The 25,983-nt window shown below is 57.9% G+C and carries 22 protein-coding genes and 2 pseudogenes; 15 read left to right on the top strand and 9 right to left on the bottom strand.

Going from position 1 to position 25,983, the window contains the following annotated elements:
• The first annotated feature begins 358 nt into the window (after positions 1-358).
• From ccoN to rpoN, 10 genes are all read left to right on the top strand, one after another.
• Positions 359-1,981 (top strand): cytochrome-c oxidase, cbb3-type subunit I, encoded by a 1,623-nt coding sequence (gene ccoN / locus HJC04_RS01625; protein WP_207246290.1) that lies wholly within the window; start codon positions 359-361, stop codon positions 1,979-1,981.
• An 8-nt stretch (positions 1,982-1,989) separates the two neighbouring features.
• Positions 1,990-2,724, top strand: coding sequence for a cytochrome-c oxidase, cbb3-type subunit II (ccoO, locus tag HJC04_RS01620; RefSeq protein WP_027681630.1), 735 nt, complete (start codon positions 1,990-1,992; stop codon positions 2,722-2,724).
• Between the two features lie 8 nt (positions 2,725-2,732).
• Positions 2,733-2,885 (top strand): CcoQ/FixQ family Cbb3-type cytochrome c oxidase assembly chaperone, encoded by a 153-nt coding sequence (locus HJC04_RS01615; RefSeq protein ID WP_003568501.1) that lies wholly within the window; start codon positions 2,733-2,735, stop codon positions 2,883-2,885.
• A gap of 1 nt (position 2,886) precedes the next feature.
• Complete coding sequence (gene ccoP, locus HJC04_RS01610) at positions 2,887-3,750, top strand: cytochrome-c oxidase, cbb3-type subunit III (protein ID WP_027667841.1); 864 nt, start codon at positions 2,887-2,889, stop codon at positions 3,748-3,750.
• Positions 3,751-3,760: 10 nt separating this feature from the next.
• Positions 3,761-3,946, top strand: a complete 186-nt coding sequence (locus tag HJC04_RS01605; RefSeq protein WP_221123330.1) for a hypothetical protein — start codon at positions 3,761-3,763, stop codon at positions 3,944-3,946.
• 168 nt (positions 3,947-4,114) lie between these two features.
• Complete coding sequence (gene ccoG, locus HJC04_RS01600) at positions 4,115-5,683, top strand: cytochrome c oxidase accessory protein CcoG (RefSeq protein WP_131712722.1); 1,569 nt, start codon at positions 4,115-4,117, stop codon at positions 5,681-5,683.
• On the top strand, positions 5,680-6,165 hold the full coding sequence (locus HJC04_RS01595) for a FixH family protein (RefSeq protein ID WP_207246287.1): 486 nt from the start codon (positions 5,680-5,682) through the stop codon (positions 6,163-6,165). The genes ccoG and HJC04_RS01595 overlap by 4 nt, the downstream gene beginning before the upstream one ends.
• Positions 6,162-8,447: a cation-translocating P-type ATPase gene (locus HJC04_RS01590; protein ID WP_221123331.1), complete on the top strand. Its 2,286-nt coding sequence runs from the start codon at positions 6,162-6,164 to the stop codon at positions 8,445-8,447. Before HJC04_RS01595 ends, HJC04_RS01590 begins: the two co-directional genes overlap by 4 nt.
• Positions 8,444-8,602: a cbb3-type cytochrome oxidase assembly protein CcoS gene (ccoS, locus tag HJC04_RS01585; protein ID WP_028734514.1), complete on the top strand. Its 159-nt coding sequence runs from the start codon at positions 8,444-8,446 to the stop codon at positions 8,600-8,602. Before HJC04_RS01590 ends, ccoS begins: the two co-directional genes overlap by 4 nt.
• 277 nt (positions 8,603-8,879) lie before the next feature.
• Complete coding sequence (gene rpoN, locus HJC04_RS01580; RefSeq protein ID WP_221111143.1) at positions 8,880-10,448, top strand: RNA polymerase factor sigma-54; 1,569 nt, start codon at positions 8,880-8,882, stop codon at positions 10,446-10,448.
• A 196-nt stretch (positions 10,449-10,644) separates the two neighbouring features.
• Here the strand turns inward: rpoN and HJC04_RS32165 are convergent.
• The 9 genes and pseudogenes from HJC04_RS32165 to HJC04_RS01540 all read right to left on the bottom strand — a co-directional run.
• Positions 10,645-10,992 (bottom strand): annotated as a pseudogene (locus HJC04_RS32165) (uridylate kinase); the annotation flags it as partial.
• Positions 10,982-12,019 carry an aspartate-semialdehyde dehydrogenase gene (locus HJC04_RS01575; protein WP_207246284.1) on the bottom strand — a complete coding sequence of 346 codons (1,038 nt, stop codon included), beginning with the start codon at positions 12,017-12,019 and terminating at the stop codon, positions 10,982-10,984. The gene HJC04_RS01575 and the pseudogene HJC04_RS32165, both read right to left, overlap by 11 nt.
• 454 nt (positions 12,020-12,473) lie before the next feature.
• Positions 12,474-12,797 carry a ferredoxin III, nif-specific gene (fdxB, locus tag HJC04_RS01570; RefSeq protein ID WP_207246283.1) on the bottom strand — a complete coding sequence of 108 codons (324 nt, stop codon included), beginning with the start codon at positions 12,795-12,797 and terminating at the stop codon, positions 12,474-12,476.
• A 344-nt stretch (positions 12,798-13,141) separates the two neighbouring features.
• Complete coding sequence (nifN, locus tag HJC04_RS01565; RefSeq protein ID WP_207246282.1) at positions 13,142-14,461, bottom strand: nitrogenase iron-molybdenum cofactor biosynthesis protein NifN; 1,320 nt, start codon at positions 14,459-14,461, stop codon at positions 13,142-13,144.
• Between the two features lie 77 nt (positions 14,462-14,538).
• Positions 14,539-15,936, bottom strand: a complete 1,398-nt coding sequence (gene nifE / locus HJC04_RS01560; protein ID WP_207246281.1) for a nitrogenase iron-molybdenum cofactor biosynthesis protein NifE — start codon at positions 15,934-15,936, stop codon at positions 14,539-14,541.
• Between the two features lie 53 nt (positions 15,937-15,989).
• The gene (gene nifK / locus HJC04_RS01555; RefSeq protein WP_207246280.1) at positions 15,990-17,531 is read right to left on the bottom strand and encodes a nitrogenase molybdenum-iron protein subunit beta; all 1,542 of its coding nucleotides are present in this window, start codon (positions 17,529-17,531) and stop codon (positions 15,990-15,992) included.
• 94 nt (positions 17,532-17,625) lie between these two features.
• Positions 17,626-19,119: a nitrogenase molybdenum-iron protein alpha chain gene (gene nifD, locus HJC04_RS01550; protein WP_207246279.1), complete on the bottom strand. Its 1,494-nt coding sequence runs from the start codon at positions 19,117-19,119 to the stop codon at positions 17,626-17,628.
• Between the two features lie 116 nt (positions 19,120-19,235).
• Positions 19,236-20,114: a nitrogenase iron protein gene (gene nifH / locus HJC04_RS01545; protein ID WP_028756151.1), complete on the bottom strand. Its 879-nt coding sequence runs from the start codon at positions 20,112-20,114 to the stop codon at positions 19,236-19,238.
• 355 nt (positions 20,115-20,469) lie between these two features.
• Positions 20,470-20,619 (bottom strand): annotated as a pseudogene (locus HJC04_RS01540) (transposase); the annotation flags it as partial.
• 949 nt (positions 20,620-21,568) lie between these two features.
• On the opposite strand from HJC04_RS01540, the gene HJC04_RS31530 reads away from it, so the two are divergent.
• The 5 genes from HJC04_RS31530 (at position 21,569) to HJC04_RS01515 (ending at position 25,972) form a co-directional block, all read left to right on the top strand.
• Complete coding sequence (locus HJC04_RS31530; protein ID WP_246590481.1) at positions 21,569-22,936, top strand: ATP-binding protein; 1,368 nt, start codon at positions 21,569-21,571, stop codon at positions 22,934-22,936.
• A 179-nt stretch (positions 22,937-23,115) separates the two neighbouring features.
• On the top strand, positions 23,116-24,318 hold the full coding sequence (locus HJC04_RS01530; RefSeq protein ID WP_207246278.1) for a cytochrome P450: 1,203 nt from the start codon (positions 23,116-23,118) through the stop codon (positions 24,316-24,318).
• Between the two features lie 296 nt (positions 24,319-24,614).
• Entirely contained in the window at positions 24,615-25,100 is a 486-nt protein-coding gene (locus HJC04_RS01525; protein WP_207246277.1) for a hypothetical protein, read from the top strand.
• A gap of 213 nt (positions 25,101-25,313) precedes the next feature.
• Entirely contained in the window at positions 25,314-25,616 is a 303-nt protein-coding gene (locus tag HJC04_RS01520) for a DUF6516 family protein (RefSeq protein WP_207246328.1), read from the top strand.
• Entirely contained in the window at positions 25,613-25,972 is a 360-nt protein-coding gene (locus tag HJC04_RS01515) for a transcriptional regulator (protein WP_207246276.1), read from the top strand. Before HJC04_RS01520 ends, HJC04_RS01515 begins: the two co-directional genes overlap by 4 nt.
• The last annotated feature ends 11 nt before the right edge of the window (positions 25,973-25,983 follow it).

The raw sequence follows: 25,983 nt of genomic DNA, 5'->3' as shown, positions 1-25,983 counted from the left end.
ATGTTAAATGGATTGCCCCAGTCGTTGGGTGCTCACACCTAAACCTGGCCCATAGCTCGTTCCTTCAATTGCAAGGAAATGATGAACCGTCAAAACCGGGGATTGAACACTCAAACGTAAATGAGCCTCCGAGTGGACTAGCTAGCTCAAGGGCAACAATGGATGACGCGACGTGAACTTGACGGTGGAATGGTCAGCGTGTGTCAACGGATTAAAAGCCTTTGCATTCATAGCCGCAGCGTCGTCCCGTCTTTCTGTCCTCTCGTTGATGTGGATCAAGGAGCAATTTGCGGCTTCGTGACAGTCCTAGCGAGAAAGACGGCCGCGACGCGGTCGTCGGCGCATTGAGGACGACATCATGAATTACACAAAGGAAACGATGGTGGTCGCGGCCGCGGCGTTTCTAGCGCTGCTAGGAGCCGCATTCGCGCATGATCATCTCTTTGCGGTCCATATGGGCATACTTTGCTTCTGCCTCGCCGTCGGGGCCGCTTTGCTGGTCAGGAACGTTGATTTTTCGCCGGCAGGCCAACAGCGCAAAGTCGATAAGTCCGGCTATTTCGACGAGGTGATACGGTATGGCTTGATCGCCACGGTATTTTGGGGCGTGGTTGGCTTCCTGGTTGGCGTGATCATCGCGCTGCAACTGGCCTTTCCTGACCTCAACATCGCCCCTTATCTCAATTTCGGAAGGCTGCGGCCCGTTCACACGTCGGCGGTCATCTTCGCCTTCGGCGGCAACGCGCTAATCATGACGTCGTTCTACGTGGTGCAACGCACCTGTCGCGCGCGTCTTTTCGGCGGCAACCTGGCTTGGTTCGTATTCTGGGGCTACCAGCTTTTTATCGTGCTGGCTGCGACCGGATATGTTCTCGGAATCTCCCAGGCCCGTGAATATGCCGAACCCGAGTGGTATGTCGATCTCTGGCTGACCGTCGTCTGGGTCGCCTATCTCGCCGTCTATCTCGGCACGATCCTGAAGCGCAAAGAGCCGCATATCTACGTGGCAAACTGGTTTTACCTCGCCTTCATCGTCACCATCGCCATGCTGCACGTGGTCAACAACCTTGCGGTTCCGGCCTCATTCCTTGGCTCCAAGAGCTATTCTGTCTTCTCGGGCGTTCAGGACGCGCTGACCCAATGGTGGTACGGCCACAACGCCGTGGGCTTCTTCCTCACCGCCGGCTTCCTAGGCATGATGTACTATTTCGTGCCGAAGCAGGCCAACCGACCTGTCTATTCATACCGCCTTTCGATCATCCACTTCTGGGCGCTGATCTTCATGTACATCTGGGCCGGTCCGCATCATCTGCATTACACGGCGCTGCCCGACTGGGCCCAGACGCTCGGCATGGTTTTCTCGATTATGCTCTGGATGCCCTCCTGGGGCGGCATGATCAACGGTCTCATGACCCTTTCGGGCGCCTGGGACAAAATTCGCACCGATCCGATCATCCGTATGATGATCGTCGCCATCGCCTTTTACGGCATGTCGACCTTCGAGGGCCCGATGATGTCGGTCAAGACAGTCAATTCGCTCAGCCATTATACCGAATGGACGATCGGCCACGTGCATTCCGGCGCTCTCGGCTGGGTGGGAATGATCACCTTCGGGGCGATCTACTACCTGACGCCGAAACTATGGGGACGCGAGCGTCTCTACAGCCTGCGGATGGTCAACTGGCACTTCTGGCTCGCAACCCTCGGGATCGTCGTCTACGCCGCCGTGCTTTGGGTTGCCGGCATCCAGCAGGGACTGATGTGGCGCGAGTACAATTCCCAAGGCTTTCTCGTCTATTCCTTCGCAGAGACGGTCGCGGCGATGTTCCCCTACTACGTGCTACGCGCCGTGGGCGGAACGCTTTACCTGGCGGGCGGTCTCGTCATGGCCTGGAACGTGTTCATGACGATCCGCGGCCATCTGCGCGACGAAGCTGCGATCCCAACCACTTTCGTGCCCCAAGCACAGCCTGCCGAATGAGGTGAGACATGGCATCGATACTTGATAAACATCAGATCCTCGAGAAGAACGCGACGCTTCTTCTCGTCGGCTCGCTGCTCGTCGTGAGCATCGGCGGGATCGTCGAAATCGCACCGCTTTTTTACCTGCAGAATACGATTGAAAAGGTGGAAGGCATGCGGCCCTACACGCCGCTCGAGCTGGCCGGCCGAAACATCTACATCCGCGAAGGCTGCTACCTCTGTCATAGCCAGATGATCAGGCCGTTCCGCGACGAGGTCGAACGTTACGGCCATTACTCGCTCGCGGCCGAGTCGATGTACGACCATCCTTTCCAGTGGGGATCCAAGCGAACCGGGCCGGATCTGGCCCGTGTCGGCGCACGCTACTCCAATGAATGGCATGTCCAGCATCTCGCCGATCCACGGGCAGTCGTGCCGGAGTCGATCATGCCGAGTTACGCCTTCCTCAAAGAGCAGAGGGTGACGGTCAAGGACGTGGGAATGGACCTGAAGGCCAACGAGGACGTGGGCGTGCCTTATGACGACGACATGCTGGCGAATGCGGAAGCCGACATGAAGGCTCAAGCCGATCCAAACGCAGATACGACGGCCCTGCTTGCCCGCTATCCGAAGGCGAAGACCGGCGATTTCGACGGCGATCCTGCTGCGCTGACCGAAATGGATGCCTTGGTGTCCTACCTGCAGATGCTCGGAACGTTGGTCGATTTCTCGACCTACGACGATGCAACCGGCTACCGATGAGGTGATCCATGGAAACCTACACAGCAATGAGACACTTCGCCGACAGCTGGGGCCTTTTGGCAATGGCGGCATTCTTCGTCGGCGCGGTCGTGTTCACCCTTCGCCCAGGCAGCAAGCAGACGGCGAAAGAGGCCGCCGATATTCCCTTGAAGGATGATTGAGATGTCGGAAAAACACATCGATGAATTTAGCGGCGTCGAAACGACCGGACATGAATGGGACGGCATCCGCGAACTCAACAATCCGATGCCCCGCTGGTGGGTGTGGACCTTCTACGCCACCATTGTCTGGGCGTTGGGCTATGCGATCGCATATCCCGCGATCCCGATGATTACCGACGCCACGAAGGGTATGCTGGGCTTTTCCAGCCGCGCCGAGCTGCGGCAGAACCTGGATCAGGCCAAAGCATCGCAGACGGCGCTTCATGATCTGATCGCCGCCAAGACGGTGGACGAGATCGATTCCGATTCTGCCCTTCGCGAATTCGCGATCGCCGGCGGCGCATCTGCATTCAAGGTGAACTGCGCGCCATGCCATGGCTCGGGAGCAAGCGGCGGCCCGGGATTTCCGAACCTCAACGACGACGATTGGCTGTGGGGCGGAGACCTGGATGCCATCCAGGCGACGATCGCGCATGGGATTCGCTTCGACGGGGACACGGACACTCATGCTTCCGAGATGCCGCCCTTTACCGATGTTCTGGATCCCCTCCAGACAAGACAGGTCGCGGCTTACGTCTGGGGACTGACCAATACACCGTCGGACCCCGGTCTCGCAGAGGCCGGAAAACAGGTCTTCCTCGATAACTGTGCCGCATGTCACGGCGACGACGCCAAAGGAAAGGCCGACATGGGCGCGCCGGATCTCGCCGATGCGATCTGGCTGAAGGCACGCGGCGAGGATGCGATCATGCGCCAGGTAGCCGCTCCCAAACACGGCGTCATGCCTGCTTGGGCAGGGCGTCTCGGCGACACGACGGTCAAGGAACTGACGATCTTCGTCCATTCGCTCGGCGGCGGAACCTAAGGAGGATGCCATGTCAGATCATGACCACAATCCAATCCTCGGCCTCTACGGCACGCCGCGCGCCGACATCCAATCGCGTATATCGGAACGCGCTGGGACGATGCCCCCATTATACGATCAGGACGATCCGGCAAAGATCGGCAGTTCGATCGTCAGTTTGACCCGCCTCAAAAACCACCAGCAGACAAGCCGTTAACCGTAATTTTGTCGAGGACGTCCCAGCTGTGGTTGTTCCCCGCAGCTCAGGGCCACGCCTCTCCGGAGGCGTGGCGTTTCGCTTCGCGGGAAGGCCCTCGCTCTTGATCTGCATCAAGGACGGTTGCGCGGCAGATGGGACAACGGCAGGTGAAATCGGATAGGTCCTATGAACCTCTACACTGCATCAGATCCCGAAAACATCAAAAGGCTCAGTGTCAAGCCGGTCAATGCCCGTCGCAATCGACAGCCTCTCTACGCACCTCGAAAGAAGGTTTTTCCCAGGCGTACAGAGGGACGTTTCCGTCGGTTCAAGTGGATCGTGATGCTGATCACCCTCGGCATCTACTATCTCGCGCCATGGATTCGCTGGGATCGCGGTCCTTACGCGCCTGACCAGGCAATCCTCATCGACCTGTCTTCACGGCGCTTTTTCTTTTTCTTCATCGAAATCTGGCCCCAGGAATTTTATTATGTGGCGGGTCTGCTCGTCATGGCGGGGTTCGGCCTGTTTCTCGTCACTTCCGCGGTTGGCCGCGCATGGTGCGGATACGCTTGTCCGCAGACCGTCTGGGTTGATCTTTTTCTCGTCGTCGAACGTGCGATCGAAGGCGATCGACACGCGCGAATGAAGCTTGATGCTGGTCCCATGAGCTTTGCCAAGCTGAGGAAGCGTGTGGTCAAACATTCGATCTGGCTGCTGATCGGCGTCGTCACGGGCGGAGCGTGGATCTCTTATTTTTCCGACGCGCCGAGCCTGCTTGTTTCACTATTCACCGGCCGCGCGCCTGCAGCCGCCTACACCACCGTCGCCATCCTTGCTGCAACGACCTATGTGCTCGGCGGTCTGATGCGAGAGCAGGTGTGCACCTACATGTGCCCGTGGCCACGTATCCAGGGTGCGATGCTCGACGAAAATTCTCTCGTCGTCACCTACAATGACTGGCGGGGCGAGCAGCGGTCACGTTACCCGAAGAAAGCTCGAGCCAGGGGCCTGCTGGTCGGGGATTGCGTGGATTGCAATGCCTGCGTGGCGGTGTGTCCGATGGGAATCGATATTCGCGACGGACAGCAGATGGAGTGCATCACATGCGCGCTCTGCATCGACGCCTGCGACGGTCTCATGGAAAAGCGGCGGAAGCCTCGCGGCCTGATCGCCTACGCCACGCTGAGCGAATACTCGAGCAATATGTCGCTCGCCACGGACGAAGGACGAACGGCCGTCCAGCCGTCCAGGGTTCGAAATCAGGATGGGACCTTCGTTCCAGCGATCCGACGCTTCAACTGGCGTATCATCTTTCGTCCGAGAACCGTGTTTTACGCAGTCGCCTGGGCGTCGGTCGGCATGGCCATGCTGGTCCATCTCGCCTTTCGGGAGCGCCTTGAACTCAACGTCGTTCACGACCGAAACCCCCAATATGTTCTGGAAAGCGACGGCTCTCTGCGGAATGGCTACACGCTTCGTGTCCTGAACATGGTGCCGACGCCGAGGGATGTGAACATAAGCCTGGTCGGGCTGGAGGGGGCGACGATGCGCATTCCCGAGTTCGGCAAGGAGGACGCTCGCAGCTTTACAGTCCATGCCGAACCCGACGCGGCCACGACGCTGAAGGTCTTCGTTACGCGCAAACCTACCGGAGCCGCGACCAATGAATTTCTGTTCGTTATCGAAGATACCGATCATGCCGATCGGGCAACCTACCGCGCGGCGTTCAATGCACCGGGAGACATCAAATGAAGACCTCCACTCAAGGTTTTACAGGCCTGCACATGCTGCTTTCGACCTCGGCATTCTTTTGTGTGGTGATCGCGGTGAACGTCACCATGGCCTTCTATGCCTCTTCCAGCTGGAGCGGGCTGGTCGTGGAAAACACTTATGTCGCCAGTCAGGAGTTCAACCGCAAAGCGGCGGCGATGAAGGCAATGGCCACTTCCGGCATCGAGGGCACCCTTTCCATAAAGGGGCACGAGATCCGCTACGACATTCACGACAAGAGCGGATCGCCTGCGATCGTCGACGACGTCGTTCTGAATTTCAAACGGCCCGTCGGAGACCACGAGGACTTCCACCTTACGCTCAGGAAGACAGCCGCGGGGCGGTTCGAAGCGGAGCATGGCCTAGCCGAAGGTGACTGGATCGTCGAGGCCATCTCGCGAAACGGCGGCGTGGTCGTCATGCATGAGGCAAAACGCCTCGATACTGCGGAGTTAGGCCAATGACCTGCTGTACCATGGACGCAGAAAGCGTGCTTGCCCTCAGCACGACATCATCCAGTGCCGAAGAGGTCCGCCTTGCCAGCCAGCCGCTCGGCGAGGGATTGCGTCAGCTGGACCTGAGTGTTCCCGACGTTCACTGCGGCGGCTGCATTTCGACCATCGAAAGGGCGTTGTTGACGCTTCCCTTCGTCAAGACAGCGCGCGTCAATCTCACGGCTCGAAGGGTGACCTGCGTTTACCAGGAGGAGATCGAGACGCGTGCAACCGATCCGTCCAAGATCCTCGCAGCGATCAACTCGGCCGGATACCGCGCGCATCTCTTCACGCCCTCAGCGCCCGAGAACGACAAGACTAGAAATCAGCTTCTTCTCGCGATCGGCGTCTCCGGTTTTGCGACCGCCAACATCATGTTGCTCTCGGTATCGGTCTGGTCGGGCGCAGACGCCGCGACGCGCGACATGTTTCATTGGATCTCGGCGATGATAGCAGCGCCCGCGCTGGTTTATGCGGGGCGCTTCTTCTTCAAATCGGCCTGGAATGCGCTCCGGCACGGGCGCACCAACATGGACGTTCCGATCTCGCTCGCCGTGACGCTCTCCTATGCCGTTTCATTATGGGAAACCGTCCATCACGGCGAGCATGCATGGTTCGATGCTTCGGTTTCGCTGCTCTTCTTCCTGCTGATCGGCAGAACCCTCGACCATGTCATGCGGGAAAAGGCTCGGGCGGCGATCAACGGACTCGCAAGACTGGCCCCGCGCGGAGCATTGCTGATCAATCCGGACGGGTCGCGACATTACATTGCGGTAGAAGAGATCGCGGCGGGGGATGAAATCTCTATAGCCGCAGGCGAAAGGGTTCCCGTCGATAGCATAGTCGTCAGCGGAGAAAGCGACGTGGATCTCTCCATCGTCACCGGCGAAAGCAGCCCCGTCGCCGTTGCCAGCAACAGCGAAGTGAGTTCCGGGGCAATGAATCTGACCGGCTCGCTGGTGTTGCGGGCAACGAGAATTGCCAAGAATTCGCTTCTCTCCGAGATCATCGGCCTGATGGAAGCCGCTGAGGGCGGAAGGGCTCGCTATCGCAGAATCGCCGATCGCGCTGCCGCACTCTACTCCCCGGTCGTGCATCTGCTGGCGTTGGTCTCTTTTCTTGCCTGGGGCATCCTGGTCGGAGACTGGAAACAGGCCATGCTGGTCGCCGTAACGGTGCTGATCATCACCTGCCCATGTGCGTTGGGTCTTGCCGTGCCCGTGGTCCAGGTCGTCGCTGCGGGGGAGCTTTTCCGGAAGGGCATCATGGTGAAGGACGGTTCAGCACTTGAAAGACTGGCCGAGGCCGACACCGTGGCCTTTGACAAAACAGGCACCTTGACGATGGGCAGTCCGCGGCTTGTCGGAGTGGACACAATGGACGAGAGCGCCACTGCAATCGCCCGCGGATTGGCCGAGCATTCACGGCATCCTCTTTCTCAGGCCCTGGTGCGGGATACCGAAACCGCCCCCATATCCTTCGACAGCGTCACGGAAATCCCCGGTGGCGGACTGAAGGCCAGGAACGGAGCGGATATCTATCGATTGGGCAACACAGCGTTTGCCGGCGGAACCAGCTTCGTACCCCGGACTGCCGATAGTCCGTACTCGGAAGTGGTCTTGTCGAAGAATGGCGTCGATCTTGCCCGCTTCTTCTTCGACGACACGCTTCGTCCGGGTGCGTACGAGGCCACCGATCGGCTCGGTGCAGCCGGTCTTGAAACGCTGATCGTGTCCGGCGACAGGCAGACTGTCGTCGACAATACGGCGCATGCTCTGGGTATCGACAGGGCTTTTGGCTCTCTGACGCCGAAACAGAAGGTCGAGGAATGCCAGAGGTTGAATGGCCAAGGTCGTCGCGTGCTGATGGTTGGCGACGGTATCAACGACGCCCCGGCACTTGCTGCGGCGCATGTCTCGATGGCGCCGGCCACGGCCTCCGATATCGGCAGACAGGCCGCCGACCTCGTTTTTTTCAATGAGCGCCTTGACGCTGTTCCGGAAGCGATCGCCGTTGCGCGAAGATCCGCCAGCCTCATCCGGCAGAACTTCGCTCTCGCCATCGGTTACAACGTTCTGGCGGTGCCGATCGCCATCGCCGGATTGGCGACACCGCTCATAGCGGCGGTGGCAATGTCGACATCGTCGATCATCGTCGTGACGAACGCCTTGCGCCTGAACGCGTTCGGCAAGCGTCGGGATATGAAAATTCGAGGGGGGATCGGCAGGAGTGCGGAGGTCAAAGCCGCATGAACATGTTGATCTATCTCATACCGATCGCGCTGCTGATGGGAGGAATGGGACTCCTGGCATTCCTTTGGTCGCTGAAGAGCGGCCAGTATGACGACCTTCAAGGCGCCGCCTGGCGAATCCTCGCCGAGGACGAAACCGATGAACGAAAACCCTAAACCTCACATTGTCGTCGTTTGTCGGCTCTGCGACAAATGCCCTTTCCCAACCAAGTTCACTGCTCGCCATAAATAAATGAAACTTAGGCATATTCTTTTTTCGGAATCCAGTCGATGGTTTTGGCACACTTCTTGAAAGCTATCACGCGCCGGGGCGCCCAAGTTGCCCCAAGTGGTTCATGATGCCAAGCAGGTGCCAATTCCACGTGAAGGCACCGATCTCCGTGCCCTGCGGTCATGTTCAGGCATGGTCCCAAGAATTAAGTGGAACTTTATCATGAAACTGTCCGCCAATCTCCTCCTGCGCCAGACCCAGTCCCTGGTGATGACACCGCAACTGATGCAATCCATCCAGTTGCTGCAGATGACGCATTTCGAACTCAACCAGTTCATCGCCCTGGAAGTGGAGAAGAACCCGCTGCTCGAATTTCCGTCGAATGACGGTGAGGCGGGCGGCGAACGCGGCGATGCCGAAGATGGAGAATATGCTCATCAGCCGGAGGATGCCGGCTCGGACGACGGCTACGACAACCGCAGCGAGGCGCTCTCCAGCGACTGGTATGACAATGGCGGCAGCGCCAGCACCAGTCGGCTGAACGACGAACTCGACGCCAATTACACCAATGTCTTTCCTGATGACGGTGCCCCCCCGCAGCGCCTCGATGCGCCGGAACTCGTCAGCCAGTGGAAGTCGATGCCGGGCAGCGGCGAGGGCGCCGACTACGATCTCGACGATTTCGTCGCCGGCCAGGTGTCGCTGCGCGATCATCTCGCCCAGCAGATCCCCTTCGTCCTGCCTGACATGGCCGACCGGCTGATCGCGCAGAATTTCGTCGACCAGCTCGACGACTGCGGTTATCTGCAGGCCGATATCGTCGAGGCGGGCGAGAGGCTGGGCACGAGCCTCGCACAGGCCGAGCGCGTGCTTGCCACCCTGCAGAGCCTTGATCCGCCAGGTGTTTTCGCCCGCAGCCTCGCCGAATGCCTGGCGATCCAGCTCAGGCAGAAGGACCGGTACGACCCGGCCATGCAGGCTCTGGTCGAAAACCTCGAACTGCTGGCCCGGCGTGATTTTGCCACGCTGAAGCGGCTTTGCGGCGTCGACGAGGAGGATCTTCTCGACATGCTCGGCGAGATCCGTCAGCTCAATCCGAAGCCCGGCAGTGGCTTCGAAGCGGGTGTTTCCGAAGCGATCACGCCGGATGTAGTCGTCAGATCCGCCTCGGATGGCGGCTGGCTGGTCGAGCTCAATCCGGATACGCTGCCGCGCGTGCTGGTCAACCAGTCCTATTTTTCCCGGGTGACAAAGACCAAGGATGCAGAGGTTCAGGCCTTCCTCTCCGATTGCCTGCAGAGCGCCAACTGGCTGACCCGCAGCCTCGATCAGCGGGCAAACACCATCATGAAGGTGGCAAGCGAAATCGTCCGCCAGCAGGACGCCTTCCTGCTGCACGGCGTCGACTATCTGCGCCCGCTGAACCTGAAGACGGTCGCCGAGGCGATCAAGATGCATGAATCCACCGTCAGCCGCGTCACCTCGAACAAATATATGCTGACGCCGCGCGGCCTCTTTGAACTCAAATATTTCTTCACCGTCTCGATCAGCGCCGTCGCCGGCGGCGACAGCCATTCGGCCGAGGCCGTGCGTCACAAGATCCGTGCGCTGATCCTGCAGGAGAGCCCGGAGGCGGTGCTTTCCGACGACGATATCGTCGACATGCTGAAGAAGGGCGGCGTCGATCTCGCCCGCCGCACCGTTGCGAAATATAGAGAGGCAATGAACATCGCCTCTTCGGTCCAGCGACGCCGCGAGAAGCGGGCGCTCGCCAAGGTCGTTGGCTTCTGACGCTGTCATGCTTCGACCTGAACCGAAAAATCCTGCCTTAAGCGGCGCGACTCTATGAAAGCTAGCCCTGGGTGAGTTTGGATCACGCCTGCGGTGCTTGCGCTGGCCAAGTCTGCCATTTTTATTGTGGGCGCGCGGGCATGTTTTGTGTCGAAATGTGCCTGGCACCACATCCGCCGGCACCGCGCTTAGCGCATTTTACTGACGCTCGGCCGAAGTCTGAATTAGTGGGTATCCCTAGGACATAGCCGTTCAACGACGTTACGGGAGTCCCAAGGCAGCTGACTGCAGCATCCATCAGGCGCGCTTAGCATCTCGCCGGTGGCAAGCGCCGCATCAAGATTCGATGGTGATGCTTCCCTGTTGACGCCAAGCATGGTTGCTTTCAGCTCGTCGGTCATTCCAGACATTGCGCTAACCACAGCAATAATCTTATTTCCGCTTACAGACCGCAGCTCACCTAAATTCCGAGCAACTCAAGCGTATTACAAGGACCTCGAAAATTCGAGCCCCAAAATTGACAGTGGTCGTTTTCATGTTTCACCGATCAAGTTATTAGCGATCGCAAGCTGTGTGATGAGGAGTGCGTTGAGTGCGGCCCCAACCTGAAGGTTGTCGGCTACCACCCACATCCACAGCCCGCGCGGATTCTCGGGATTAACTCGGACCCGTCCGACGTGAACATCTGCAGGATCTCCCAGAAAGCGCGGCGTTGGATATCCGTGGCGAATTTCATCAGCATAAAGTCGAACACCTGGTTCATTTGCCAGGAGCTCACGGACCTGTTCTAGTCGAACATGATCGTCGAACTCGACGTATACCGCCTCGGAATGACCCGTCTTTACCGGCACTCTAACGCAGGTGGCAGTTAACTGCAGATGAGGCATACCGAAGATCTTCCGTGATTCTTGAACCAGCTTGCGTTCCTCAAGAGCCACGCCTTCGCGGGAAATCTCTCCGATCTGCGGTATGACATTGAACGCGAGAGGGACAGGAAACCTCTCCGCAGGGGGGCCGGCGCTCCCCTCAAGCACGGCTTCGGCACCGTTTAGTAGCTCCTTACACCCGAGCAGACCCATTCCAGACGCTGCCTGATAGGTAGTCAAAATGATCTGGTGAATGTCGAACGTCGCTATCAGCGGTTTCAGTGCCCGAACCAGCTGTATCGTGGAGCAATCTGGGTTTGCTACTATTCCAGGCGATGGGCGAACAGTAAGTGAACGGGCGTTAACTTGTGGTACGATGAGAGGTACGTCAGGGTCCATTCGAAAGGAGTTCGAGGTGTCAATCACCAAGGTGCCTTGGGATGCGAACGGAGCCCCCCATTTGGCGCTTACGTCACCGCCTGCGCAGAAGAATGCGATATCGGCTTTTGTATCGGCGATATCGCCGATGTCGCGGAGTGCCTCAACTACATATGTTTGGTCTCGAAACTTGAATTGGCGCGCACCTGAACTACAGGAGAACACCCGCAGTCGATTGATCGCAATCTCGCTTTTTTCCAATAACTTGATCAGGGCCGTTCCAACCGCCCCGGTTGCTCCAACGACAGAAATATCTAATGCTCTCATGAGTATCCTCATTTAGAAGCTCACGGTTGGATCTTGCTTTCAAATTACGAAGCTCGCTTCCGCCACCCAAGGATGTAACCGGAAGGCTGTCGACCTCGTCGGCGGGTTTACATGCTCCGAGGTCGAGCACATCGAGTCCGGACGGGTTGGGCATGACGTTGGTTTCACTCGCAACAGTCGCTTCGGCGACGCAAAGAATAATGGTAGAGAGGTAAGTCGCGGCTTGATTCACAGTTCAATGTCCCCTCTCTTCGGATCGTTGGACTTTCGACCTGGTGTTTCCAGTGATGATCGTCTCCGAATGGCAGATTGGATGCCCAGAAAGAGCTTCGCGTCGCATGGCTGGATTTGCTTTCACGCAAAGCTGCCATGCCGCCTTCTCCACGCCTTCGAACCGATGCGATTGTCTCGCGCTGTGAATAGCGCCGGCGGCTTCTACCGCTCCGAACGGAATTCAAGATTCGTGCACCGCACGATCATCAACGGCGATATGAGTCTGGCAATTCTTGGGACAGACGCGTGCGCACGCTCCGCAGCCGATACAGCGGCCGGGATAGTCAATGACCATGATCACGCGACTGAGCTCACCATTAAAGTCGTCCTCGCCATCGCAGACACCGAGCATTTCACCTGCTTCATCGATGCCGTAGGGATGCATGACCTCACGTGAGCAGACCTTGAAACAGCGACCGCAGCCGATGCACATCGCAGGGTTGATCGAATTCAGATATTCCGGAATCCATAGGGACCCGTCGCGAGTCGCGGATGAGCTTGTCATAGATTCCTCCAATTTAGCGAGTTCTGCCGATGACAAATGTGACCGCCGAGGGCGCGCCGATTGCGGGACAAAATGCGAGCGGGCAGCTGTCTAACGCCGCTATCTTTGCCCGGTGCAGTCCTCCTTCGATACGGTGTCTTCCGATCTCGTCGGAGATATCTCGAACCTAGCGGCTTCCACGAAGGTCCACGGCGTCGCGCGTCGCGTCATAGATGGCCAATCATTTGGCCGATCGATTCGCAAAGCGCCCAACTGCCATTTCGTCCGCGTTGATGAAGTCCGCCATTGAAGAGCGAGAGGCGACGAACTGATCTCATTTTTGCGATTCCCGCCTGTCGGTTGAGTCAAGTGGGCCAGGGGTTCGGAGGGTGGTTAGCCTGAATGATGTTCGCGAAGTCGAAGATCACGTCGCGGGTTCCCCGGTATAATATTGTAAGCTTGTGCTGGCTGCCGAAGCGGTCGAACATGGGGAAACCCACCCGCATCAGCGGAACGCCGAGACGTCTGGCAGCTTCACGGCCGTGCGAGTGAGTGACGATAAGATCGGCCGTTGCGGCGAGACTTTCCAGATCACTGAGATCGCCGACTTTGACGGTCTTCGCCGGTACCATCTCGAGCGCCTTCGAAGTGCCGGTCGTGGTGACCGCGGCCGCAATTTCCGCACCCATGGCAGTAAAAAAATCGGAGAACTGGAAGAGTTGATCCGGCTCGGAGGCAATTGCGATCTTCTTGCCTGCCATATGGAAATGTCCGTCGAGCATGGCATCCTGCAACTGCATTCGGTTACGGCGGACATTGAGCGGTGTCTGTTTGCATGACACAGCGGCAAGCAGGCGAATAAAGCGATCGACGTTCTCTAGGCCCGTCAGCGATCTAAACAGCACGTACGGCACGCCGGTCAGTCTCTGCAGCGCTTCAGCCGGTCGCCGCATGTGCTCACCGATTGCGATACACTGCATCGTCGCACCGAGATCGCGGATCTCCTCCAATTTCGTGCCGCCATACGTTGTCGGCATCCAATCTTCGGGGATGGAGCCGTCGAGCGCTCCGGATACGTCGGGCAGAATAACCGGGTCGAGCCCGAAGCTTACGGCCGTCTCGCGCAGATGTTCTATGTCGGCAACTGTCAAGTTCCAGCCAGGCAAGATCGCGATCTTCCTCGGATTGCGATACTGCTTGTCAGGTCGCGCTAGTGCCTCGATCACGGCGGTAACAGCTTTGGACCAACCTTCCTCTATCGCGCCGTCAAAGTCCGGCGTGTTGGCGAGTACCACTTCGGTGCCCACAAGTTCTATCGCCCGCTTGCGTTTGATGTTTTCGACGTCACCGGCGACATCCTCGTCGCGGGCCTCTACCGATGCGGTCGTGCATATCCCGATCAGTCGTGGCCTTGTGCGGGCTTTGAGGCTGAGAATTGCCTCTTCGAGACGATCCGCGCCGCCGACGATTATCGCGGCTTCGTTCATCGCCGTCGTTTGAAGCGGGATCGCTTCATTGAAATGCCTCACGAGCAGTGCGAGCGCGAAGCTCGTACATCCCTGGCTGCCATGGAGCAGAGGTATTGCGCCGTCGACGCCCAGAAAGGCGAAGGCAGCACCGAGCGGCTGAGACGACTTCAGGGGGTTGACCGCCGCCGACTTCGTTTGAGATACGACGCGTGCCATAGTACGACCTCAACATTTTTTGCGAGTGATCTCGCGGTTTTGGTTCGACGCGCTTACGCTTCTCTTTTCGCTCGTTTTTAAACGACCAAGGCCTGCTCCCATGGCGCCGGCTCGCGCACCTGCGGCCACATCGGATTGTGGATTGCCAGGTCAATTTGTCGAGCAAGTTGCACCATTCCCTCATAGCCAGCGTAAGCATGATGACGCTCCTGGTTAATGTCGAGCCAGGGCAGTTTTGCCTTTAGCGCTATATACTGGGTGCGTCCGCCCGACAGCATGATGTCAGCCTTTCTCTCGAGCAGAAGCGAGAAAAGCTCGCGCGGCGACATCGACTCGAACACGAGGTTCTCCTCCTTCAGGGTCTGTTTCACTCGCTCCCTATCTTCGAGCGTCGATTTCTTGACTGATGTGCCGACGATCTCCATGCCGATCTCCATCAAGGCATGGACGACCGACCAGGATTTCACGCCGCCTGTATTTAGAAGCACGCGCTTGCCCTCAAGGCGAGGTCGGTAGGCTTCCAGCCTCTTCCACACCTTTTCCTCTTCTTCCGCTACAAGGATTTCTGTGCGATGCAAAAGCGAGGGGTCAGCACCCTTCTTTACAAGCAGATCGGCGATCCGCCGGAGTGCCTCCGAGGTGCCGGAGATGCCATAGAAGGAGCCCTCGAAAAATGGAATGTCCCAGCGTTCCTGCATCTTACGTGCCAACGCAACGAACGCTGTCGAACACACCGTCATCGCTGCGCGCGAGCGGTGGGCGGAGGCGACTTGCAGATATCGCGCGTCTCCGGGAATACAGGCGCGGACGCGGACGCCGAGCTTATCCAAGAGCGGCTTCACCTGCCAGAACTCACCCGAGAGGTTAAATTCGCCGAGTATGTTGATGTCGCAAAGGCCTGGTTCATCGGGCTCCACGGTACCTATGACATGCTTGAGCAGTGCCTCGCCCGCTAGCTTGTTGCCGAGGTTTTTAGACCCGACAAAGCCTGGCGCATTGACCGGCACCACCGGTAAGGCAAATTCGTCCGTCGCTCGCTTGCAAACAACGTCGATGTCGTCACCGATCATCGCCGTAACGCAGGTTGAATAGACGAAGATTGCTGCGGGCGCATACCCATCCTTGATTTCCCGGATCGCTTTAAAGAGCTTCCGTTCACTGTGTCCCATTACGATGTCGATTTCCGTAAGATCAGTCGTGAAGCTCGTGCGCCAAAGTGTTGGGCCTGACGAGGCAGCGCCACGGTTGTCCCAGGAATTTCCCTCGCAGGCGAGCGGCGCGTGAATAAGATGTGCGACATCCGTGATCGGCTGCAGTGCGACCTTGGCGCCGTCGAAAGCGCAACCGCCGACGGCCGTTCCCGGGGCCATTGGCCTCGCGCAATTCCTTAGGCGCGCCTTAGGACCCTTGCTGCCGCTCTTTTCACTCGCTAGCTCGTGGAAGGCATCTTTGTTTTTGGCGTTGAGCGAGGACATTCGTCTGCCTTCATATCTGGTTGAGAGATAGGCCGCCTGGCCGGCCGCCGCTTTTAGCGAGTGAGGTCATACGAATAATCTGTCACACCGGCGTGCATTGTTTCGCGATCGAGGTTGTCGAAGATCTTGTCGAGGATCGCCGTTAAAAGACGCAGTCCGCCTTGGTAGCCCATGAGGGGGAATCGATGATGATGGTGCCGGTCGAAAATTGGAAACATCAGCCGAACCAGTGGGGTACCGGTGTCCCGTTCGAGATACTTCCCATAAGAATTTCCGATCAGGAGATCCACCGGCTCGGTGAACAGTAGCGAGCGCAGTGCCCAGAGATCTTTGCCTGGCCAAACCTGTGCATTCTTCCCGAAGGGCGAGGATGCGAGGAGTTCCTTCATCTCGTCCTCCCAAGCTGAGGTGCCATTTGTGGCGAGGCAGTGGGTTGGCTCGCCGCCGGTCTCCATGATGAAGCGCGCCATCGCATAAACGAAATCTGGATCGCCGTAGATCGCGTATTTTTTTCCATACAGCCAAGCTTGGCTGTCCGCCATCGCATCGATGAGTCGGCCGCGCTCCAGACGGATCGCCTCGGGAATTTCTCTGCCGGAAATCTCCGATATCACCATCAGCAGTTCGTCGGTAGCTTCGACGCCGAGAGGGTAGTGGAAGGAGGTCGCCGCTTGTCCAACGTCTCTGCAGTAATCTAACGTCTTGCGAGTGTTGTAATATTGCAGGGACAATGTCCACTCCGCGTTCAACGCCGCCTTCACGTCATTGATGCTGGTCCCGCCGTCATACATCCGAAAATTGCCGTCGGAAGGCGTATCGAACTGATCTGATGCGTCCTGGATGAACATGTAATTCACTTGCATCAAGTCGAGCAGGCGTTTTAATTCGCGATTGTTCCCAACGCAGAAGCCATCAAATCCAGGAATGATGTTGATGGTAGCGGTGGCTTCAGTTCGCGCGGTGCCCTTCCAGAAATTCTCCAGCACACCTTTTACCATGCTGTCATAGCCATCGACATGGCTGCCGACAAAGGCAGGCGTGTGGGCGAAGGGGACATCGAAATCGCGCGGGACCGAACCTTCACTTTTGGCGTTTTCGATAAAGCCATGTAGGTCATCTCCGATGACCTCGGCCATACATGTGGTCGACACCGCGATCATCTTCGGGTTATAGAGCTTGTACGTGTTGGCGAGACCGTCGACCATATTCTTCAGGCCACCAAATACAGCGGCGTCTTCTGTCATCGATGACGAGACCACCGATGACGGTTCCTTGAAATGGCGTGATAGGTGCGATCTGTAGTAGGCAACGCAACCTTGGCTGCCATGAACGAACGACATCGTTCGCTCGAATCCCGCCGCTGCGAAGACCGCGCCGAGTGGCTGGCAGGCTTTGGCTGGATTAACGACAAGGGCTTGGCGGGCCAGGTTTTTCTCGCGATATTTCCAGCTCTTCGTGAATTCGCGTTGGTCTGACACGACCTGATCCGGGTGTGGGCATTCGAAGTTCAGCTTTTTCTCGGCCAACATTTGCCTATATTCCGGCTCGCAGAACAAAGGCGCATGGTCGAGAGCTTTCTCAGCTGATTGCGGCATAGGGTCACCTCTTTCGGTTGGCTGCGACATGGAGGCGGGACAGAGACTTTCGGCGCGAGGCCTCCCGCGTTTTTCTTCGAGAAATGCTAGGTGCTCATGCTACTGCCACCGCCGAAGCGCGGTCGTTCCAGGGCGCATCGTAAAGACCCCAAACCGGATTGTTGATGGCCATATCCATGTCTCGGGCGAAGATCGAGAAGCCGTCATAACCGTGATACGGACCAGAATAATCCCAGGAGTGCATCTGACGGAACGGAATGCCCATTTTCTGCACCGGGTATTTTTCCTTGATGCCGGACCCGACCAGATCAGGCCGAATTCGCTCGATGAATTTCTCTAGTTCGTAGCTAGTCACGTCGTCGTAGATCAACGTGCCTTCTTTTACGTAGTGGCCGGTGCGCTGATAGTCGTCGCCATGACCGAATTCGTAGCCGGTTCCTACGATTTCCATTCCGAGGTCCTCATAGGCGGTGATGACGTGACGAGGACGCAATCCGCCGATGTAGAGCATCACCCGTTTGCCAGAAAGACGCGGCCAATATTTGTCGACCACAGCCGAAACGAAGGGTCGGTATTTGGCGATGACTTTTTCCGTTCTATCTTCGATCTCCGGCCCGAAATGCTTGGCTATGTTGCGCAGCGAGGCTTCGATCTGGAATGGGCCAAAGAAATTATACTCCATCCATGGAATGCCATATTTTTCCTCCATGTGTCTGGAGATGTAATTCATCGACCGATAGCAGTGAATGAGGTTGAGCGTAGCTCTCGGGGCGCGCTCCACTTCGGCGAGTGTTGCATCTCCCGACCAGTTGCCGACCACGCGCAATCCGATCTCTTCGAGCAGGATGCGCGACGCCCATGCATCGCCGCCAATGTTATAGTCGCCTATGACATTTACGTCGTAAGGACCCGGCTCGAATTTTAAGTCTTTCTTGTCGAAGACCCAATCTCGAATTGCGTCGTTGGCGATGTGGTGGCCAAGTGATTGTGAGACACCACGGAAGCCTTCGCAGCGCACCGGCACGACGGTCGTCGTGTGTTCTTTGGCCTTTTTTCGCGCTACGGCCTCAATGTCATCGCCAATCAGACCGATCGGACATTCGGACTGCAGGCTGATGCCATTGCTTAGCGGGAAAAGTTCAGCAATCTCGTCAATGACCTTTTCCAGTTTCTTGTCACCGCCGAAAACGATGTCCTTCTCCTGGAAATCGGAGGTAAATTGCATCGTCACGAAAGTGTCGATGCCTGTCAGACCGACGTAATAGTTGCGACGTTGCGACCAGGAGTATTGACCGCAGCCGACCGGCCCGTGTGAAATGTGAACCATATCCTTGATCGGTCCCCAGACGACGCCCTTTGAACCGGCATACGCGCATCCGCGGATCGTCATCACGCCAGGAACAGACTTGATGTTCGACTTTACCTCGCATTCGCTAATCGTGTTTGGGTCCTCGCCGGCGTCCTTTTCGCTCGTTGCCACGCTAAGGTGTTTACTGCGGCGCTTCGCTGCTTTGCCCGGATATTGCGACAGCACGTCTGCTATAAGCTTCGCGTGGAAGTCACTGTCATTGTCGTATTTGAGGCTCATTGACCCTACCCCTTAGAAAATCCGGATGAAGCCTCATTGGCGAAACCTCCTTCACGGGATGGCGGGCGCTTTGCGTGTCGCTGCGCGCCCGTGTCAGTGTGATCACTGGGCAGCTATCACTTCGCATCCCTGGCTTGAAGTTCGGCAAGCATCTGCTCATCGGTTTTCATGATGCCGAAATCGAGAAGCATGTCCTCAAGTTCTTCCATGGTGATGGGGGTCGGGATGGTGCCTTTGCCAGAATTGTCATGTATTCTTTGGGCAAGTGTCCGGTACTCGGCCGCTTGCTGAGAGTCCGGCGCATATTGGATTACCGTCATCTTTCTAAGCTCGGCATGTTGGACAATGTTGTCGCGTGGCACGAAATGGATGAGCTTAGAATTGAGTTTGGCAGCCAGCGCTTCGGCGAGGTCGATTTCGCGGTCGGTCTGACGCTCGTTGCAAATGAGCCCACCCAGGCGGACGCTGCCGCCTGCAGCATATTTTAGAATGCCCCTCGCGATATTGTTGGCGGCATAGAGGGCCATCATTTCGCCGGACATGACGATGTAGATTTCCTGAGCTTTGTTTTCACGGATCGGCATCGCGAAGCCGCCGCACACAACGTCACCGAGCACGTCATAAGACACGTAGTCGACATCGTTGTAGGCGCCGTTCTCTTCGAGGAAGTTGATCGACGTGATAACGCCGCGTCCCGCGCAGCCGACGCCCGGCTCCGGGCCGCCAGACTCCACGCATTTGATACCTTTATAGCCGACCTTGAGCACGTCTTCGAGTTCAAGATCTTCAACCGAACCTCTCGTTGCTGCGAGATCAAGAACCGTATCCTGAGCCTTCGAGTTCAAGATCAGGCGCGTAGAATCAGCCTTAGGATCACAGCCGACGATGAGGATCTTCTGCCCATGGTCCACAAGGGCGGCTAACGTGTTTTGGGACGTAGTGGACTTGCCAATTCCGCCCTTTCCATAGAATGCGATCTGACGCAGAGCTGCCATGCTTGGCGTTCCTTCATGTGTTCGAAGCAATGCGGTTATCCCGCAACGCGGATGCGGAGGCCGTTCCGCTGCCTCGCAATAGCTCTCAAGATTCGTGCCAGGCAGGCCGATTGAGCTGACCAACAATAATTCGCTGCTATTTCAGCTACCTGGACGGAAAATACGCGATTGGGCGAGGAAGAATGCTTGTCGCGAAGCCGACAAAAGTGACGACGATGTCGTGAATTGGATGTCGAGAATTTCGGTTAATCGGGCCATCTGGAACTGCGACTTACGACCCATGCAGGAAGAAATTAAGCGGAGATCGCATTGTCCTCAATTTTGGTAGAGGGGGAGTCCGATCGCCGATGTCTGTCGGCGGCAACATGCCGGCATACTTCTTCCTCCAATTGAAGTAGGTCGCCTGACTGATGCCGCTTTGCGGCAGATCGCAGCAACAGACACCTTCATCACCTTGCTTCAGAATGAACGCCTTCTGCGCGTCCGAAAATTGCGATGCCTTCATCGTTGTTCCTTTCCACCGGAAAACTCTAGCTAAAACTGGTCCAGGTTGAGGGGCCAGATCAGGCGGACGAAAGGCCTGCTCCGATGGAGCCGGTAAGTTTGTTGGCGCGGCAAGTGCTTGTTGGCTGTTGAGAGTTGACTAGCCCAGGCAACTGGTTTAGTGCGTGACGGAATAACAACGCTATAAAGACAGTAAACCGTCACGAGGCAATTTATGCAGCATACGACCAGGTTCCAATTTCCAGACGACAGGACCTCGCGCTCGTTCTCCTTGGGCGAGGTTGCCGAGATTCTCGGCGTGTCGGGCAGTTATCTGCGGCTATTGTCAAACGATGGGCTGGGGCCAACACCGGATCTAGGGATCCCAGCAAGACGCTCCTATACGGTTCGACAGATCAACGAACTCCGTGCTTATCACGCTTCGGCCCGTCTGAAAGAGGCTTTGAAGTTTTGCCCGCAGAGGCGCGAGGGTGAATCGAACGCGATACGGGAAGCGTGGCTCAAAAACCGATCGTTGTATGAGCTGTCAGGGGGAGCGGTAGGCCGATCGGCGTACGAGCAAGCGATCGAATCGCTGACTTCCACCAATGCGGAGGTAATGGACATCGTATCCAAGGTTTGGGGCCGTCCCCCGATCTATATGTCACAGGCTTCGTGCTCCAGGACTGCAGGTAAGGCGAACTCCCAATCCAGGGGACTTAGCAAATGAGCCCACGCACGCAGCGCATACGCTTCATGTTGTACGGACCGGCCGAGCTCTTCAAGGCGGCCAACGCCATGGCGGCGGCTAGAAGCAGACACTTTACGAGCTTGCACTCTGGGGCTGTTGCCCTATGGCGAGCTCCGAAGACCCATATCTGCCGAATAGCGTTTGGAGAGAAACCTGATGCGAATGCTGCTTTTAGAGACCCAGGCCTTCCACCCCACTCCACTTTCAAAGGAACATCGTCTTGAGTGAATCCGATAGCTTTGTGTGGCAGCAACTTCGTCGCCATTTCAAGACCAATGATTTGGCAGTTCTCGTGAGCTCACGTCGGCAGTTTACCGCACATCTCCTGCCAGATCTTCAAACCATTATCGAGGACCTAGTCGCACCTTGGTCCCCTGAGCTCTTGGGGTTCCAACAAAAGTTCGAGATTTTCCCGATGAAGCTGTCAGACTTGACCATTTGTGAGGGAGAACACGTCGTGCGGCTGACGCCCGTGCAGAGTCAGGACATCGACATTGGCGAAGATGAGCCATATGCTTCGCTTAACAACGGTCTCTGGCTAATAACGATCGACGACGACATGCCTGCAGCAGTCATGCTGTCGAAGTTCCTTACTCAGTATGGTACAAAGGTCCAGGTCGAAATAGCTCATCTGCCCAATGAGGTGGGTCATGTCTTCGCCAAGGGCTTTCTGCGCACAATCCAGGCGCAGGGCAAGAGCTCCCGATATTATCGCAACAAGGCTGTCTCTTTCGAGTTCAATGACTTCGGGGGCACTCACGAAACAATGAGGGTGCACAAGCTTCCTGCGGTGAGCCGGAACGACGTCGTGCTTTCCAAGGCGACTATGACCCAGCTCGATACGCACATCTTCGATTTTGTTAAATACCGGGACGAGTTGAAGCGCCTCGGCCAATCGGGACGCAAGGGTATTCTGCTCCACGGACATCCTGGCACCGGCAAGACCCATGTCGTCCACTATATCGCTGCCAACCTGCCCGAGCACAGCACAATTCTGGTCACGGCTGAGCAGATGCTGAATATGGAGGAATACTTCGCGTTGGCTCGTGTCCTGCAGCCATGCATCATGGTGTTTGAGGATGCGGATCTAGTCGCCCGTTCGCGCGAAGATATTTCGAGCCAAAAGGCAGAAACCCGCCTGAACCGCTTGTTGAACGAGATGGACGGTCTCGGCACAGACGCGGACATCCTCATCCTCCTGACCACGAATCGGCTGAACTCCCTCGAGGGGGCACTCGCCTCGCGTTCGGGCCGTGTAGATGCGGCGCTTGAGATTCCTCACCCTGATGACGATTGCCGCGAGCGGCTGTTCAAGCAATATGGTCATGCCCTGAACTTTCAGGCGGGAGCTTTGGCCGAGGCCGTCGTCCGTTCAAAGGGCGGCAGCGCGGCTTATGTCAAGGAGATGGTGCGCCGTCTCGTTCAGCGAAGCGTTGCGCGAGGCGGCAGCCTCGTTATCTCACGCGAGGATGTGGAGGTGGTCTTCGCCGACGCTGAAGCAGTGCTCAACCTCCTCAAGAGGGATGAGGAAATCGTAAGAAGACACATCGTAGAGCAAGGCGATGAAGACGATTGCGGTTCCTGCTGACACTTGCAATACGTCCAGCGCGTCATGCCGGTACTTCCCCGCTATTCGTGCGGTGGAATATCTGGCGCCGACAATCGCCGCGTAGGACGTCTGCTACATGCCGCCTTAAGTCATTGGCTGCCGGCAGCGCTTGCCGGTCACCTTCCGCCCTTTCATCGCATAGAGAGTGAAGTGCCATCATGTCCGGACAATCCTTGCCGACGCTGCCGATGTGGCGCGTCAATCACATCGAGCCCTCGCCCGAGATGTTGGCGTTACGCGCCAACGGTCCGATCCACCGCGTGCGCTTCCCGTCCGGGCACGAAGGTTGGTGGGTAACAGGCTACGAGGAAGCTAAGGCGGTATTGTCCGACGCGGCGTTCCGGCCCTCGGGAATGCCGGCGGCGGCATTCACCCCGGCTACGGTGATTCTCGGTTCGCCGGGGTGGCTGGGCTCGCACGAGGGCAGCGAGCATGCCCGGTTACGCACGATCGTGGCGCCGGCCTTCAGCAACCGCAGGGTGAAGCTGCTCGCGCAGCAAATCGAGGCGATCGCCGCGCAGTTGTTCGAGACGCTGGCGGCCCAGCCCCAGCCCGCCGACCTGCGACACTACCTCTCCTTTCCGCTTCCGGCCATGGTCATCAGCGCGCTGATGGGCGTGCCCTACGAGGATCACGCCTTTTTCGCCGAGCTGTCCGACGAAGTGATGACGCACCAGCATGAAAGCGGCCCGCGTAGCGCGGCGCTCCTGGCCTGGGAAGAATTGCGCACCTACATTCGCGGCAAGATGCGAGGCAAGCGCCAGGATCCGGGCGACAACCTGCTGACGGATCTGCTCGCGGCGGTCGACCAGGGCAAGGCGACCGAGGAAGAGGCGATCGGCTTGGCCGCGGGCATACTAGTGGCGGGGCACGAGAGCACCGTCGCACAGATCGAATTCGGCCTGCTGGCCATGTTCCGCCATCCGCAACAGCGCGAACGCCTGGTCGGCGATCCATCCCTCGTGGACAAGGCGGTGGAGGAAATCCTGCGCATGTACCCGCCGGGCGCGGGCTGGGACGGCATCATGCGCTATCCGAGGACCGACGTGACCATCGCGGGCGTGCATATTCCCGCGGAGAGCAAGGTCCTGGTCGGCCTGCCGGCGACGTCGTTCGATCCACGCCATTTCGACGACCCGGAAATCTTCGACATCGGACGCGCCGAAAAACCGCACTTGGCGTTCTCCTACGGGCCGCACTACTGCCTCGGCGAGGCGCTTGCCAGGCTGGAACTCAAGGTGGTGTTCGGTTCGATCTTCCAGCGCTTCCCGAGGCTGCGCCTGGCCGTGGCGCCCGAAGAACTGAAGTTGCGCAAGGAGATCATCACTGGCGGGTTCGAGGAGTTTCCGGTGCTCTGGTGATGCGCGGACACCACCGGGAATCGCGATCTTTCCGCAATTTGCCGGCGCACCTACATGGAGGCGAGCGGCCAAGCTGCTTTCGCGTTCTGACCATGCGGTTTCGTTGCTCCCGTTGCGGGGAGGGGTGGCCCGACCATCCCGACACCCGCGTCCCTTGCCCCACATGCCATGTGAAGGCGGGAACATGGTGCAAGCGTCCGTCCGGTCATCGCGCCGCCGAGCTTCATATCGACCGCGAGCACGCCGCCTTGCGGCCGGCGCGGCGCAGCTATCCCTCGATCTGCAGGACATTCATCATGGGTGATAAGAGCGTAGAGGACTCCCATCGGCGGCACGGAACCGAAAACGAACCTGACCGCCCCGCCTTGAGCGCGGACGGTCAATGGCGTGCCGACTATCGGAAGGCGCAACATCAGCGACGGCTTGCCGGGATACAGCCCGACCTATTCGGCGGTCCCGCGATCGAGCATCGCTATCGGAACGCGCCGCACCCTTTGCAAGACGGCTGGATGCCCGACTACGAGATCGAGCGGTTTCAAGACCACCCGCGACCGCCTCACGCGCAAGCGCATCATGCGGCTCTTTTCGAAGGGCTCATAGGAGGATCGCCCATGCCGACATTGCGAAACGTTCGCATCGATCTTGACCCCGTGGACCGGGCCACCATTACCGCCGCGTTGATCTTCTGGCGCGATGCGGAAACCCGCCCGAACGACTTGGAATATCTGTCATGCGGGTTGGCGAATTCGCCGCCCTCGATGCGCAGGGTATCGACAAGCTAGCCGCCGCGATCAACCAACGGCGACCTTCCCGGTGATGACGCGGGGAATTGACGGGGATGATCGAGGATCAGGAGAGGAAGGCCGGAACCGGCCCTTCTCGAGAGGAACGGTTTGGCCGAAACACGCGCTCCTGGAGCCTGCATCGGGGCGTCGAACCCCGGCGCCGGCTTTGCTGCGCAAGACAGCCCATCGCTGTTGTTCTTGACAACAACGATGGGTGATGTTATTAAAAACAACAAGGAAGCCGTGCTGATCGAAAAATCCAGAACCGTCGTCAGCGATACGGCATTTTTCGAAACGGTTCTGTGGCATGTGCCGATACCCGTGCCCGGCAGCAACCACCATTTCAAATATCGTCTGGCGCTGATCGTCAACGGCGAGTGCGTCATGCGTTATGACAATGAGCGCGGCAAGGGCGATCATCGCCATCTCGGTTATATCGAGGAACCGATAGTCACAACGCTGGAAGCATTGTTCGATGCGTTTCAGGCGGACATGGAAAGGATACTCGCATGAGGACGCTCGTCATCAGACTAAGCTCGATTGCCGATGCCAAGGCCCGCTTCGTGAATGCGGGGCAGAAGGCATTGGAAGGCGTCGTCGTTCCCGCTACGCCGTCGGTGAATTTTCCAAGCTACGACGACATGCACAGGGTTCTTGCGCCGCCGCGGCTTGCGATCGTGAAGGCGATGGCAGGGCAGGGGCCGCTGGCGATACGGGAAGTCGCCCGACGTGTCGGCCGGGACGTGCAGGCCGTCCATAAGGACGTGACGACGCTTGTCAACGCGGGTGTCCTGGACCGGACTGACGCCGGCGTCGAATACCCCTATGACCAGCTTCATTTCGAGTTCGATGTGAAGTCGGCCGCCTGATCCGGTCGCCA

The sequence above is a fragment of the Rhizobium sp. NLR8a genome, from assembly GCF_019685235.1.
Lineage (GTDB): Bacteria > Pseudomonadota > Alphaproteobacteria > Rhizobiales > Rhizobiaceae > Rhizobium.
This window is presented reverse-complemented; position numbering and strand designations above follow the sequence as displayed.